The sequence below is a fragment of the Polaribacter sp. Hel1_33_78 genome (genome assembly GCF_900106075.1).
In the GTDB taxonomy this organism is placed as follows: Bacteria; Bacteroidota; Bacteroidia; order Flavobacteriales; family Flavobacteriaceae; genus Polaribacter.
Genome location: NZ_LT629794.1, coordinates 1,005,948 through 1,022,000, shown reverse-complemented (window position 1 = coordinate 1,022,000; position 16,053 = coordinate 1,005,948). Strand labels below are relative to the sequence as shown.

Annotated in this window: 11 protein-coding genes; 8 read left to right on the top strand and 3 right to left on the bottom strand. The window is 32.5% G+C overall.

Features of this window, described 5'->3' with window-relative positions:
* Positions 1-8 precede the first annotated feature (8 nt).
* The 8 genes from udk to BLT88_RS04315 all read left to right on the top strand — a co-directional run bounded on the left by udk (position 9) and on the right by BLT88_RS04315 (position 11,555).
* The gene (gene udk / locus BLT88_RS04355; protein ID WP_036785012.1) at positions 9-614 is read left to right on the top strand and encodes a uridine kinase; all 606 of its coding nucleotides are present in this window, start codon (positions 9-11) and stop codon (positions 612-614) included.
* Positions 615-935: a septum formation initiator family protein gene (locus tag BLT88_RS04350; protein WP_036785011.1), complete on the top strand. Its 321-nt coding sequence runs from the start codon at positions 615-617 to the stop codon at positions 933-935.
* The gene (locus tag BLT88_RS04345) at positions 935-2,290 is read left to right on the top strand and encodes a methylmalonyl-CoA mutase subunit beta (RefSeq protein WP_091953238.1); all 1,356 of its coding nucleotides are present in this window, start codon (positions 935-937) and stop codon (positions 2,288-2,290) included. The genes BLT88_RS04350 and BLT88_RS04345 overlap by 1 nt, the downstream gene beginning before the upstream one ends.
* Positions 2,283-4,349, top strand: coding sequence for a methylmalonyl-CoA mutase (scpA, locus tag BLT88_RS04340; protein WP_091953237.1), 2,067 nt, complete (start codon positions 2,283-2,285; stop codon positions 4,347-4,349). Before BLT88_RS04345 ends, scpA begins: the two co-directional genes overlap by 8 nt.
* 99 nt (positions 4,350-4,448) lie before the next feature.
* Positions 4,449-5,987 (top strand): phospholipase D family protein, encoded by a 1,539-nt coding sequence (locus tag BLT88_RS04335; protein WP_091953235.1) that lies wholly within the window; start codon positions 4,449-4,451, stop codon positions 5,985-5,987.
* 206 nt (positions 5,988-6,193) lie between these two features.
* Complete coding sequence (locus BLT88_RS04325; RefSeq protein WP_091953232.1) at positions 6,194-7,630, top strand: amidohydrolase; 1,437 nt, start codon at positions 6,194-6,196, stop codon at positions 7,628-7,630.
* 103 nt (positions 7,631-7,733) lie between these two features.
* The gene (gene ccsA / locus BLT88_RS04320) at positions 7,734-10,940 is read left to right on the top strand and encodes a cytochrome c biogenesis protein CcsA (RefSeq protein ID WP_091953231.1); all 3,207 of its coding nucleotides are present in this window, start codon (positions 7,734-7,736) and stop codon (positions 10,938-10,940) included.
* A 99-nt stretch (positions 10,941-11,039) separates the two neighbouring features.
* Complete coding sequence (locus BLT88_RS04315) at positions 11,040-11,555, top strand: hypothetical protein (RefSeq protein WP_036784995.1); 516 nt, start codon at positions 11,040-11,042, stop codon at positions 11,553-11,555.
* A gap of 106 nt (positions 11,556-11,661) precedes the next feature.
* Here the strand turns inward: BLT88_RS04315 and BLT88_RS04310 are convergent, their stop codons facing one another.
* The 3 genes from BLT88_RS04310 to BLT88_RS04300 all read right to left on the bottom strand — a co-directional run bounded on the left by BLT88_RS04310 (position 11,662) and on the right by BLT88_RS04300 (position 16,044).
* Entirely contained in the window at positions 11,662-13,266 is a 1,605-nt protein-coding gene (locus BLT88_RS04310) for a LysM peptidoglycan-binding domain-containing protein (RefSeq protein WP_231960073.1), read from the bottom strand.
* A 5-nt stretch (positions 13,267-13,271) separates the two neighbouring features.
* Positions 13,272-14,807 carry a glutamine-hydrolyzing GMP synthase gene (gene guaA / locus BLT88_RS04305; RefSeq protein WP_091953228.1) on the bottom strand — a complete coding sequence of 512 codons (1,536 nt, stop codon included), beginning with the start codon at positions 14,805-14,807 and terminating at the stop codon, positions 13,272-13,274.
* A gap of 172 nt (positions 14,808-14,979) precedes the next feature.
* Positions 14,980-16,044, bottom strand: coding sequence for a 3-oxoacyl-ACP synthase III family protein (locus tag BLT88_RS04300; RefSeq protein WP_091953226.1), 1,065 nt, complete (start codon positions 16,042-16,044; stop codon positions 14,980-14,982).
* Positions 16,045-16,053: the final 9 nt, after the last annotated feature.

Sequence of the window (16,053 nt, the reverse complement as noted above, 5' to 3'; positions counted from 1 at the left end):
AAACTTATATGCTAATTATTGGAATTGCAGGAGGAACTGGCAGCGGAAAAACAACCGTTGTAAATCAAATTATAAAACAGTTACCAACTGACGAAGTGTGCGTGATTTCGCAAGATTCTTATTACAAAGAAACGCTTAATCTCTCTTATGAAGAGAGAACAAAAATAAATTTTGATCATCCAAGAGCTATCGATTTTGAGTTATTAATCAAACACTTGAAAGCTTTAAAAAAAGGAGAAACTGTAGAACAACCTGTTTATTCTTTTGTAACACACAATAGAACCGAGGATTCTGTAAAAACACATCCTAGAAAAGTAGTAATTGTTGAAGGCATTCTAATTTTTAATAGCGAAGAATTAAGGCGTTTGTTTGATATAAAAATCTTTGTACATGCAGAAACCGATGAACGTTTAATACGAAGAGTCCGCAGGGATATTACAGAAAGAGGCAGAGATATTGATGAAGTTTTAAATCGTTACCAAACCACCTTAAAACCTATGCATCAACAATTTATTGAGCCTACAAAAAACTTTGCTGACATCATAATCCCGAATGACCGATACAATACTGTTGCTATTGATGTGGTAAGAAGTGTAATCAATGAACGTCTATAAATGAGTTTTTTTCAACGCTTAAAAAAAAGTCCTATCTTTAAAATTCTTACAAATATTTTTGTAGTTATTTTAATACCGTTTATTATCTGGATGCTTTTTTTTGATGAAAACTCCTATTTTATTCACCGAAAATTTGACAAAGAAATTAAAGACTTAGAAAGTACGATTTCATTTTACGAGGGTAAAATCTCAAAAGACAAAGAGACTATAAAAAAGCTAGAAGATTCTTTGGAATTAGAGCGTTTTGCTAGAGAAAAATATTTAATGAAAAAAGAAAACGAAGATATCTATATTATTGAATTTGACACTATAAAAAAATAATGAGTACTTTTCTATTTGATGAGTTTGAACCAATATCTGCTGCTGCATGGAAACAAAAAATTCAAGTAGACTTAAAAGGCGAAGATTATAATAAAACCCTACTGTGGAAAACTGATGAAGGTATTATTGTAAAACCTTTTTATACCAAAGAAGACAGAACAAACACACAAATAAACTTACCAGAAAAAGGTTTCAATATTTGTCAAACTATTTTTATTGATAACGAAAAAATAGCAAACTCTTTAGCTTTGGATGCTTTGAAGCGAGGCGCAAATGCGATTCAATTTAAAGCTTCAAAAAAGTTTGATTATCACAAAGTTTTAAATAATGTCAATTTAAATTCGACAACAACTTATTTTCAATTTACTTTTTTAGATGCTGATTTTCAAATAGAGCTCTCTAATTTTTGCAATTCAGAAAACTGTTTTTTCCAAACGGATATCATTGGTAATTTAGCTGAAAGCGGTAATTGGTTTGTCAGTTTAAAAGGTGATTATAAAAAGCTAGAAACCATTGTTCATTCTGCCGAAAATTGTATATCAGTTTCTGGTGATTTATATCAAAATGCAGGAGCAACAATTACCCAACAACTAGCATACACACTTGCGCATGCCAATGAATATTTAAATTATTTTGGTAAGGATATTGGTCCTAAAGTTCATTTTACATTTTCTGCGGGAAGTAACTATTTTTTTGAAATTGCAAAATTAAGAGCTTTTAGAATTTTATGGGAAACACTCTTAAATGAATATGATATAAAAAATAATGAAACTCATATTTTTTCACAACCAAGTTTGCGCAACAAGACATTGTATGATTATAACGTAAATATGTTACGTACTACCTCTGAATCTATGAGCGGAATTTTAGGCGGGTCAAATACAATTTCTAATGTTTCGTATGATGCTATTTATCATAAATCAAATGAATTTGGCGAACGAATTGCGAGGAATCAACTTCTGATTTTACAACAGGAAAGTTATTTACAAGAAGCACAAAAATTTGCTGATGGCGCTTATTATATCGAAGCGATTACACAACAATTAGCAGAAAATGCACTAACTCTTTTTAAACAAATAGAAAAAGCAGGTGGGTTTTTACATCAATTAAAAGCCGGAATCATTCAAAAGAAAATAAACGAAAGTGCTTTAAAAGAAGAAGATAATTTTAAAAATAAAAATATTGTTTTATTGGGTACAAACCTACTGCAGAATAAAAATGATCAAATGAAATCTGATTTAGAATTATACCCCTTTGTAAAACAACGAAATATAAAAACATTACTGATACCAATTAACAGAAAACGTCTTTCTGAAAATCAAGAAAAAGAAAGGTTATCCCAAGAAAATGCCTAGAAAACCGGTTGAACATATCAAACTAAAAAGTTCTATATCAGAACCCCTACAAAATTTCAAACATGAAGATTTTGTTGCAGGAATTGCACCAAACTTAAGGGGCCCTTACTCCACGATGTATGTAAGAAGACCATGGACAATTAGGCAGTATGCTGGATTTTCTACTGCCGAGGAAAGCAATGCTTTTTATAGAAGAAATTTAGAAGCAGGTCAAAAAGGACTGTCTGTTGCCTTTGATTTGGCAACACATAGAGGTTATGATTCTGATCATGAACGCGTGCAAGGAGATGTTGGTAAAGCCGGAGTTGCCATAGATTCTGTGGAAGATATGAAGGTTTTATTCGATCAAATTCCTCTGGATAAAATGTCAGTTTCTATGACCATGAATGGTGCAGTTTTGCCCATTTTAGCTTTTTATATTGTTGCCGCAGAAGAGCAAGGAGTTGCACCTGAACAACTTTCTGGAACCATTCAAAATGATATTTTAAAGGAGTTTATGGTTAGAAACACATACATATACCCACCTTCTCCATCTATGAAAATTATTGCTGATATTTTTAAGTATACCAGCAATAATATGCCAAAATACAACTCCATCTCTATCTCTGGTTATCATATGCAGGAAGCTGGCGCCACTGCTGAAATAGAATTAGCATATACCTTAGCTGATGGATTAGAATATATCAAAAAAGGAATTGAAGCAGGCATGGATATTGATTCTTTTGCTCCAAGATTATCTTTCTTTTGGGCAATTGGTATGGATCATTTTACAGAAATCGCAAAACTAAGAGCAGCAAGAATGTTGTGGGCAAAAATAGTAAAACAGTTCAATCCAAAGAATCAGAAATCGTTAGCTTTGAGAACACACTGTCAGACTAGTGGTTGGTCGTTAACAGAACAAGATCCTTTTAATAATGTCGCTAGAACAACCATAGAAGCTATGGCTGCCGTTTTTGGTGGTACGCAAAGTTTACACACAAATGCCTTGGATGAAGCCATCGCTTTACCCACCGACTTTTCGGCAAGGATTGCCAGAAACACACAAATATTCCTGCAACAAGAAACACATATTACAAAAACAGTTGATCCTTGGGCCGGAAGTTATCATGTTGAACAACTGACTGCAGAAATTGTAGACAAAGCATGGAACTTAATCAAAGAGGTTGAAAGTCTAGGAGGCATGACCAAAGCCATTGAAAAAGGAATTCCTAAATTACGTATTGAGGAAGCTGCAGCAAAAAAACAAGCAAGAATTGATAGTGGTAATGACGTAATTGTCGGTGTCAACAAATATCAACTTAAAACAGAAGATCCTTTACATATATTAGAAGTGGATAATGAAGCAGTTCGTAAATCTCAAATTGAAAGGTTAAACAAGTTAAAAGCAGACAGAAATAGCAATGAAGTTGAAAAATGTTTAGTAAATTTAACCAATGCTGCAAAATCAGGTGAAGAAAATTTATTAGGTTTAGCGGTAATAGCAGCAAAAAAAAGAGCTACTTTAGGCGAAATATCTGACGCTTTAGAAGTTGTTTTCGGCAGACATAAAGCAGTTACAAAAACCATATCTGGTGTGTATAGTAAAGAAATAAAAGACGATAAACTCTTTAAAAAGGCCTCTAAATTAGCAGATCAATTTGCTGATTTAGAAGGAAGACGTCCTAGAATTATGATCGCCAAATTAGGTCAAGATGGACATGATAGAGGTGCCAAAGTTGTTGCAACGGGTTATGCCGATTTAGGTTTTGATGTGGATATTGGCCCTTTGTTTCAAACGCCAAAAGAAGCAACCAAACAAGCCGTTGAGAATGATGTGCATATTTTAGGCATTTCTTCTTTAGCAGCAGGTCATAAAACATTAGTTCCTCAAGTTCTTGCAGAACTCAAAAAACATGGACGTGAAGATATTATGGTGATTGTTGGCGGGGTAATTCCTGCTCAAGATTACCAATTTTTATTTGATGCCGGAGCAGTTGGTGTTTTTGGTCCAGGAACGAAAATCGCGCAAGCTGCTATTGATTTAATCACTATTTTAATTGATAGTATTGCTGAAGAATAAAAAAAATTACATTTTTACCAATACAAAGCATAAAATAGCTTGAATTTTAGCCAGATTCAAGAATAGATAAGGAACATAATCTTTAAATAAACACTTACAATGAATACTATTTTTAAAATTAAAGAAATCTATATCCTTGCATTTTTGGTATTTATATCTTGTTCTGAAAAAAAACCACCTTTATTAGAAACAGATTTCTGTTCTAGTATTCACCGAAATGAGACCACCACTCTCACTAAAGAGTTAGAAGATGTATCTGACCTAATGAAAAACAAAACGGGTGTTTATGTTTTGGAAGATGGCAGTGGCTCTATGGTAGCAAGAGCTTGGTTAACTGAATATGCAGAAAAAACGATTGACATTCAATACTTTATTTTTTCTACCGATAATGTAGGTCTTATTGCCTGTGATTATTTGGTAAAAGCTGCTGATCGTGGAGTAAAAATAAGAATTATTGTCGATGATATTATGGTAGACGCGGACGCAGAAGATATCTTACTGTTCAGTTCTCATAAAAATATTTCAGTAAAAATTTACAATCCTGGAGTTAATTTAGGGAAAAACATATTTCAAAAATTAGGGAAATTCACAACTGATTTTAAGTCTGCTAATCAACGAATGCACAATAAAACCTTTATTGTTGATGACAAAGTTGTTATTACTGGTGGAAGAAACATTGCAGATGAATACTTTGATTATGACCATGAATACAATTTTCGAGACAGAGATATTCTTTTGATTGGAAAAGAATCTGGTGAAGTGAAAAAATCTTTCAATGCATTTTGGAATAGTCCATTGAGTGCAGATGCAGGAATAGTTATTAAAGACAAGCTAAAAAATAGCACTTTAGAAAATCCTTTTAAAAATCTTCATGAATATGCTTGCAACCCAGAGAATTTTTGGCCGCAAATAAGAGACCGAATAAAAAATTTACCGAAAGCATTTTCTAATATTAAAAATTCTGGTGGTCTTGTTTGGTTGGATAATGTAGAATTCATTTCTGATATACCAGGTAAAAATAATCAAACAGAAAGCTTTACAGGTGGCGGAAATTCTACATCAGCGCTGCTTAATTTAGTGAAAAACGCAAAATCATCCATAGAAATTCAAACCCCTTATTTAATCACCACAGAATTAAGTCAAAATCTATTTAAGGATGCAACAGATCGTGGAGTTAAAATTAGAATTTTAACCAATAGTTTGGCATCCACAGATAATGTAGAGGCTTTTAGTAGCTATCAATCGGATAGACAAAAATTACTAGATACTGGGGTTCGAATTTTTGAGTTTAGACCAGATGCAGCAGAGCGAACTCGAATAATGACTGGAGAATTACAAGTAAAACTAAAACACAAACCGATTTTCGGTTTGCATGCAAAATCAATGGTTATTGATGGTAAAACCACCGTAATTGGTACTTTTAATTTAGATCCAAGAAGTGCTAATTTAAATACAGAATGTATTGTTATTGTTGATTCTGAAAAAGTTACAAAAGGAGTTTTAAAAGGTATGGAAGAAGAATTTAAACCAGAAAATTCATGGGAAACCACCGCAACGTTTAATCCTGATTCTAAAGTAGGAAAATACAAACGGTTTAAAACTTGGACAAGAAAAGTGATTCCTAAAAAAATACTCTAATTTCATTTTATAATAGATCTTCATTTTAAAAAATGAAGTTTCAAATGCATATAAGATAAAAGCTTTGCTTTTGGATTAGAACAATTTGTGTTTTTTTTATGTTCAGACCAACACTAAAATTTTCGTAAATTTTTTTTTCTACACTCCATATTGGTATCGTTATCTCTAAGTCAAGTTTTTGTATATTTGAAGAAACCAATTTAATTATGAGAAAATATATCATCTTTTTTTTACTTCTATCCTTTACAATTCCATTTGTGCAAGGTCAAAAGTTGTCAAAAAATAAAAAACAATTGATCAAGTCTATAGAAAAACATAAACAGAACCTTATCGAAATTAGCGATTCAATTTGGGAATTAGCTGAAACTGCTTTTGAAGAAACACAATCATCAAAAATTCTTTCTGACTACGCTGAAAAAAATGGATTTAGTGTAGAAAAAGGTGTTGCAGGAATGCCTACTGCTTTTGTAGCAACTTACGGAAGCGGAAGTCCCGTAATTAGTGTTTTAGGAGAGTTTGATGCCTTACCAGGAATATCTCAAAAAGCAAAACCTACCAAAGACCCTTTAATTGAAAAGGGAAATGGACATGGCTGTGGTCATAATTTATTTGGTTCTGGAAGTTTAGGAGCTGCCATTGCAATAAAAGAACTCATTGAACAAGGTAAAATTAAAGGAACAATTAAATTTTTCGGAACTCCATCAGAAGAAAAATTCTTTGGTAAGATTTGGATGGTTAAGGCCGGTTTATGGGATGATGTTGATGTAAATATCAGTTGGCACCCTTCTGCATCTATTCAAGCAGATGTGCAAAGTTCGTTAGCTTTAGTAGACTTTAAGATAGAGTTTTTTGGTCAAGCTGCTCATGCATCTGCAGATCCTTGGAACGGTAGAAGTGCTTCTGATGCTTTAGAATTATATACGGCAGGGATCAATTATTATAGAGAGCATGTTAGACCCACGGTAAGAATGCATTATCATATTCAAGACGGAGGGCAAGTTGTAAATGTAGTTCCAGACTATTCCAGATTATGGATGCGAGTGAGAGACACAAAGCGTTCTGGAATGATGCCTGTATACAAACGAGCAGTTGAAATGGCTGAAGGAGCAGCAATTTTAGCGAATGTAGAGTATAAAGTATCTTTGATTTCTGGAATATATGAAGTTCTTGTAAATAGATCTGGAGGAGAAATTATGCAAAATAATTTAGAACTCTTAGGTCCGATTACTTATACCAATGATGAAATTTCTTTTGGTAAAAAAATTCAAGAAGTTACTGGAAAAGAGCAACTTGGAATGGATAGTAAGATAAACCCCTTAGAAGAAACGAGAGAGCACCCAGGCGGTGGTTCAACAGATGTAGGAGATGTAAGTTGGAATGTTGCTAATATTAATCTTGGTGTAACTACTGCACCTAAAGATACTCCATGGCATTCCTGGGCTGTTGTGGCTTGCGGCGGAATGAGTATTGGCCATAAAGGAATGATTTATGCTTCTAAAGCAATGTCTATGACCATGCTCGATTTATTTGAAAACCCTAAGTTGGTTACGAAAGTAAAAGATGAATACAAAAAAAGAAAAGGGGATGCGGTTTATAAGGCAATTGTACCTGATGGACCACCTCCAATTCCAAATAAAAAATAATTATTAAAAGTTGAGAGAAATCTCAACTTTTAACATTTAAAACAATCTTATAATTAATGATTTATCCTTAAATTTGCAAGACTTTTAAAAGCAATTAATTCGGATGAAAAACATTTTTAATTTCCTCTATTCTACACGTTTAACGGCAATATTATTTATTCTTTTTGCCACAGCAATGGGGATTGCCACTTTTATAGAAAATGATTTTGGAACACAAACGTCTAAAGCGCTAGTTTACAATGCTTGGTGGTTTGAAGCTATTATGGTGTTTTTTATCATTAACTTTTTTGGAAATATTTTTAGATATAGATTGTATAACAAAGAGAAATGGGCCGTTTTAATGTTTCATCTCTCTTTTTTATTCATCATTATTGGTGCCGCTGTAACCAGATATATAGGTTACGAAGGCATTATGCTAATTAATGAAGGAGAAACTACCAATCAATTTTTATCAGAAACTACCTTTGTCAATGTAATTGTTGATAATAATAAAGAACAAAAAAAAATTCATAAGCCCATTTTATTATCCGCTTGGGGCTCTAATTCTTGGTCTTTTTCAGATGACTTTAGAGAAAAAGAATATAGCATTGATTTGGTAAAATATATTCCTTGGGCGGAGAAAAAATTAGTGCAAGATGAAAATGGTGTTGAACATTTATTTTTAGTTGAATCCTCAAGCGGAAATAGACATGAACATTATATAAAAGCAGGGACTGTTCAGAACATTCACAATATTTTAGTCGGATATGAAGCACCAGATAATAATGCCTCTATAAATATTTTTAAAAGAAATGATTCTTTAAAAATTGTAACGAAATCCGATGGTGATTTTCAAGTGATGGCAACCAGACAAACTGGAAAATTAATAAAAGATAGTATTCAAGATTTTAAATTGCGTTCTCTTTATAATGTTACTGGATTGCCTTTTGTTGTTCCTCAATATCCTACAAAAGGAACTATGAAAACTATAAGTGGACCAAAAGATGACAAAAAATTAGATGTCTTAGTTTTGGATATTTCAAGCAATGACCAGACCAAAAGAATCGAACTTTCAGGAGGAAAATTTAACAATGATAATTTTAAAGAATTTACGGTTGATACTTTAAATTTCAGAATGTGGTACGGAGCTAAAATTAAAGAAACTCCATTTAGCGTTAAGTTAAATGACTTTCAGTTAGAAAAATATCCCGGTTCAGAAAGTGCAGCATCTTATGCAAGTGAAGTTACTGTAATTGAGCCAGATGAAAGTTTTGATTATCGCATTTTTATGAATCATATTTTAGATCATAAAGGGTATAAACTCTTTCAATCTAGTTATGATTTGTCTGGTGAAAAAGAACAAACTCATTTATCTGTTAACCATGATTTTTGGGGAACTTTTATTACATATTTAGGGTATTCTTTTCTCTACATTGGTTTAATCTGTATTCTCTTTGCAAAAAATACGCGTTTTGATGATTTAAAAAATACGCTAAAAAAGATCCGAAAAAAGAAATTAACCATGTCTGTTGTAGTTGCGTTATTTCTGTCTGGTATTAGTTTTTCACAAACTACAGATCATGATCATGATCATGATGATCCAGATCATAAACACGAAACTGAACAATCTCAAGCAAGTAAACTACCTACAAGTCATACTTCTAAAAAAATCAGCGACCAACAAATAGATTCTATTTTAAAAGCAAATTTGGTTTCTTTAGCGCACGCAGAAAGCTTTAATAAACTTGTTATACAAGATGCAGGAGGTCGTATGAAACCTGCACACACTTTTGCTTCAGAATTAGTAAGAAAAGTTAGTCAGACAGAAACTTTACATGGCATGGAACCTAGTCAGGTTTTGCTATCAATTATTGAAAACTCAAGACTTTGGTATGAAGTACCTGCAATCTATTTAGAGAAAAAAAACACAAAAATTAGAAAGCAGTTAGGTATTGCTGATAGTACTAAATATGCGCGACTATCTGATTTTTTCACCGATAGAGGTGAGTATAAAATTAGAGAACTGGTTGCTGAAGCTCAAAAAAATAATATTAAAAATAATTTTGAAAAAGACCTTATAAAAATTGACAGACGTCTAGGATTATTATACAATGCAATTGGAGGTGGCATTTTAAAAATTTATCCAATTCCTAATGATGAAAACAATACATGGGTTTCTCAACCAGAAACCACTTCAACAAAAGGTTTTATGCCTGCAGATACCGTTTTTGTGCAAAAATCTTTACCGCTGTACGTACAATTATTGCAGACTGCTAAAAAGACAAATGATTACTCCAAAGCAAATGACATTTTAGATGGCATTAAAAAATACCAGAAGAAATACGGAGCTGCCGTATATCCTTCAGATAAAAAAATTGAATTAGAAATTGTCTACAATAAATACAATGTATTTACCAAATTAGTTCGCTATTATGGCTTGGCCAGTTTACTCTTAATAGGTTTTGTAATTGCACAAATATTTGTTACCAAGAAATGGATTAATCGTGCTGTTAAACTTTTAATTGTCTTGGTTATTGGCTTATTTCTATTGCACACTGCTGGGTTAATTAGCAGATGGTACATTAGTGGAAACGCACCTTGGAGCAATGCTTACGAATCCATCATTTATGTGGCTTGGACTACCATGCTTTTTGGTTTTTTCTTAGGAAGAAAATCTGCATTAACCATCACGGCAACAACATTTGTAACTGCTATTATCTTATTTTTCGCAAGTCAGAATTGGTTAGACCCAGAAATTGCCAACTTGCAACCGGTATTAAATTCATGGTGGTTATTAGTGCATGTTTCTATAATTGTGGCAAGTTATGGCCCTTTAACTTTAGGAATGATTTTAGGAATTTTCTCGCTCTTTTTAATCTTATTTACAAAAGAGAGTAACAAAAAGAAAATGGACATGAACATCAAAGAAATTACCATTATTAATGAAATGGCTATTACTGTTGGTTTAATTATGTTAACTATCGGAAACTTTTTAGGTGGTATGTGGGCCAATGAAAGCTGGGGACGTTATTGGGGATGGGATCCTAAAGAAACCTGGGCCTTAATTTCTATTATGATTTATGCTTTTGTTTTACACATGCGCTTAATCCCTGGTTTAAGAGGAAGATATACTTTTAATTTATGGACCATCATTGCTTATTTCTCTATTATGATGACCTATTTTGGAGTGAATTTTTACTTATCTGGATTGCATTCTTATGCAAGTGGAGATCAAGTAATCACTCCTACCTCTGTATATTATTCTATTGGGTTTGTAGCGATTCTAGGAACATTCTCTTGGTTTAAGTACAAAAAATATTACAAGAAGTAAATCATTACATTTTTAAGAGAAAAATGTATTTTTGCTTTTCAATAGAAAACAAACAACTTCTCGATTTCGCTCGAGATAACAAAAAAAGAAAAATTACACATGTTTAATAAAAATATAAAATTAATTTTAGCTGGTTTCATAACAATTTGGTCCGTTTACCAATTTAGCCAAGGAAATATTTTGAATGGAATTTCTATCTTATTATTAGCTGGAATTTTTGTTTTATTTTATTTTAAAAATGAATTCATTTTACTAGCGTTTTTACAATTGCGTAAACAAAATTTCCCAGGAACTCAAAAATGGTTAAGCTACATCAAAAATCCAGAAACTGCTTTGATCACCAAGCAACAAGGGTATTACAACTATTTACAAGGGATAATGTTAAGTCAAACAAACATAACACAAGCAGAAAAATTTTTACGGAAAGCCGTAAAATTAGGTTTATCAATGAATCATGATTTGGCCATGGCAAAATTGCAATTAGCAGGAATCGCGATGACGAAAAGACGTAAGCGTGAAGCCACTAATTTAATGGCAGAAGCTAAAAAACTAGACAAACATGGCATGTTAAAAGAACAAATGCAAATGATGAAACAACAGATGAAAAAAATCTAACCTTTCATCATTTTCTAATACTAATAAAAAATCCGCTAAAAGCGGATTTTTTATTAGTATTCATTTAGAAATTTAAGCGCAATAACTTTAGTAGCCGAACCAAACCTTATTTCAACTTGGTTAACGTTAAATCTTCATTATACTGTACAATAAACAAACCTCGATTTTCTGTATTACTCGCTCTGTAATCAAATTTTGTTTCTATTCTCGAAGATACTCCTTGCTTAAAAGTTGTTTTTAAATCGTTTCCAGATGCTAATCTCACTATAATGTCATAGGTCACATCAAATCCTTTGGTTGCATAAAAAGAAGGTAATGCTTTATTCTTTTTTAAATATTGTTCTCTAAAAACGCTTGAGTACAAAGAATTTTCATCAATAAACTCCTCACTTACATACGTAAAACCAACCTGAGCTAATTTTCTATTATCAATCTTGTCATAAACTGCTGCTTTGTCAAAAGTAAGAACTCTAGCAGTAGTTTCTTCTGGCAAACTTATTAAACTATTAATCGCATCTGCGACAATTACATTGTTGTCAGTTGCTAAAATAACCCAGTTTTTTGTATTTGGTTTTAAGACTTCTAGGAATCTAGACTTTTCTATATATCCTTTGTCCGGAGTTAAGATATTCACATTATAAATGGAATCCTCAAATTCTAATGAAGATTTTAAAAGTCTACTAGTTTGTATATTTTTAAATTTAGTATCACTCACAATAATAATATTCCCCGAACCAAACTTCTCTTTGATATATCTCTCCAACTCTTCTCTAAAGACACTTTTCTCTGGTGAAGTTTTTATAATATTAGCGGAAGAAAAGTTTGATTGACTACTAGAGTATACTGGAAAAATAACAGGTACGCTCACATTGTTAGCTACCATTTGTACTTCCTCTGAATATAATGGACCAATTATCGCATGATTACTACCCAAGTCTTTCTCTGAAATAATACGTCTTATACCATCTGCTCTTCTGGCTCCTGTGTCAAAAACATTTAATTCTATATCTATACCCTTTGTTCTTAGAGAATCTACAGCTATTTCTGCACCCATAAAAAAATCGGTTGCAATGTTTACTAAAGTTGCGTTTTTACTAAATATCTGTTGCGCAGCAATGGTATCATTATTATATTTATCTGTTCTAAAAGGCAATAACAATGCTATTTTTAAAGTGGTTTCTGGTTGCAGATAATCATTATAAAAAATTTCATCTGAAACTACACCTACCGGAATTTCTTTAATTTTTAAAATTTGACCTACTTTTAAACCTTCTACTAGTTCAGGATTTAAGATTAATAATTCTCCTCTAGTAACATTAAATTTCTTCTTAAAACTGTAAAAAGTATCTCCTTTTTTTACTTCATAAACAACAAACTTTTCTTTTAGCTCCTCTAAAAGTTTCACTTTTTCATCTATAATTTCATCTTCCGTCAATTCAGCATCAGAAATATCTTTTGGACGCTCTTTTATTTTGTTTTTGTAGTTATTTAGCTTTTTTTCTGGAACAACAATAAAAGAATTTGTTCTAGGTTCACTTACAACATCTGGATTTAAACGCAATAAATCTTTCTTTTTCATGCTCAAATTAGCAGCAATAACACTAATCGTTTCCCCTTTTTTAACCTTGTACTGAATATATTTTTTTTGTTGACCACAAGAAACTGTGAACGTTAAAATACACAGAAAAATAAAAAATTTTAAATGCTTCATATATCTTATTCCCATTCTATTGTTGCAGGTGGTTTCGAGCTAATATCATACACAACTCTATTTACACCTTTTACTTGATTTATTATTTTGTTTGATGTTTTTTGCAAAAACGTATAGGGTAAATCTACCCAATCTGCAGTCATTCCATCTGTGCTTTCCACCGCCCTTAAAGCGACTACTTTTTCATACGTTCTTTCATCACCCATAACTCCAACAGAATTTACCGGTAATAACATAGCGCCGGCTTGCCATACTTTATCATACAAACCATCTTCTTTTAATCCATTTACAAAAATGGCATCTACCTCTTGCAAAATACGAACTTTTTCTGCAGTAATATCTCCTAAAATCCTGATACCCAATCCTGGACCAGGAAAAGGATGGCGTCCTAATAATTCAGGGTCGATTCCCATAGAAGCACCTACTCTTCTTACTTCGTCTTTGAAAATCATTCTCAAAGGCTCCACAATTTTCAACTTCATATAATCTGGTAAACCTCCCACATTATGATGACTTTTTATGGTTGCAGATGGACCGCCGTTTACGGAAACAGATTCAATTACATCTGGATAAATAGTTCCTTGTGCTAGCCAATTTACACCCGTAATTTTATGTGCCTCATCATCAAAAACTTCAATAAAAGCGTTTCCAATTGCTTTTCTTTTTTTCTCAGGATCTACAACACCTTTTAGGGCTTGCAAAAAACGTGCCGATGCATCTACACCTTTAACGTTTAAGCCCATACCTTCGTATCTTGCTAATACGGTTTCGAATTCATTTTTACGCAGTAATCCATTATTTACAAAAATACAATATAGATTTTTACCAATTGCTTTGTTCAATAAAACAGCTGCTACAGATGAGTCTACTCCTCCTGAAAGCCCTAAAACTACTTTATCATTGCCCACTTTTTCTTTAATTGCTGCCACTGTACTTTCTACAAAAGAGTCTGGTGTCCAAGTTTGTGCCACCTCTGCAATTTTTACTAAAAAATTTTCTAATAATTGCTTTCCGTCTTTAGAATGATATACTTCTGGATGAAATTGAATAGCGAATGTTTGTTCCCCTTCAATTTTAAAAGCAGCATTTTCTACATCTTTTGTACTTGCTAATAGAACACCATTTGTAGGTAAGTCTTTAATTGTGTCTGAATGACTCATCCAAACTTGGCTTCCTTCAGAAATATTTTGAAAGAAAGTTTCCTCCTCTTTTATAAAGGATAAATTTGCTCTTCCGTATTCTCTTGTGTTGGAAGGCGCTACTTTTCCACCAGAAAAATGTGCTAAATATTGCGCTCCATAACAAACCGCTAACAAAGGTTTTTTACCTCTGATTTCTGATAAATCTGGATGTAAAACAGTTTCTCCTCTTACAGAATTTGGACTTCCTGATAAGATGATTGCTTTAAAATTTTCTAATTCTTTTGGTGGATGATTATACGGGTGAATTTCACAATAAATGTTTAACTCTCTGACTCTTCTTGCAATTAATTGCGTGTATTGCGATCCAAAATCTAATATAAGTACGTTGTGTTGTTGCATGCGCAAAAATACTATTTCAGATTAAATTTTAAATACTGAAATTGATATTTTTTAAGATAAATTAGAATTCCTCAAAATGATATAGCTTTTTGGGACAAACAATTTCTGGTGTTTCTAAATTCCGGATACAGAGACACCTAAAAACATCATTAAATTTACAAATAAATCAACCTTAAACCTTATAAACAATTGCATTGATGTTCATACCCGCACCAACAGAAGCTAACATAATTACATCTCCCTTGTTTAGCTGCTGATTTTCAATTTTCCCTTTCAAAACTAAGTCTAATAAAGTTGGCACAGTAGCCACAGAACTGTTTCCTAATTTATGAATGCTCATAGGCATTACTCCTTTTGGAACTGGTTTTTTGTACAATCTATAAAATCGTTTGATGATAGCTTCATCCATTTTTTCATTGGCTTGATGAATCAATATTTTCTTTACATCATCAATTTCAAGACCACTTTTTTCTAAAGCAGCTTTCATTGCAGCCGGAACATTGGTAATTGCAAATTCATAAATCTTACGTCCAAACATTTTTATATACCGCACATTTTGGTCTTCCTCTTGCTTATAAGACCCTCCATAATGTAAAAAGTAGGCTTCGTCTTTCGCAAAAGTTTGTGTTGCATGACTTAAAATTCCAGAATCAGATTCTTCCGTTTTTTCTACGATACATGCTCCTGCTCCATCACTATATATCATTGAATCACGATCATACTTATCAATAACTCTTGATAAAGTTTCTGCTCCGATAACCAAACACTTTTTTGCGATGCCGGCTTTGATAAAAGCTTGTGCTTGAATAACACCTTCTATCCAACCAGGACAACCAAATAAAATATCATAGGCAACACAATTCGGATTCTCAATTTCCAATTTATATTTTACCCTTGTTGCTATACTTGGCAACATATCTCCTTGAATGGTGCCTTGCTTTACATCACCAAAATTATGTGCTACAATAATATAATCTAATTCCTCTTTATGCAGGTTCGCATCTTCTATTGCTTTTTGGGCGGCAAAAAAAGCCAAATCTGAAGTGGTGTATTCATCTTTTGCATATCGCCTTTCTGTAATACCTGTAATTGCTTTAAATTTTTCGATAATAAGATCATTATCAGATGAAAACGTAGAACCGTCATTATTTAAAAATTCATCTTCTAGAAAATCTGCATTCTCTTTTTTTAAAGATGGAATAAAAGTTCCTGTACCCGTAATTCTTGATGAGTTCATTTTTATCTA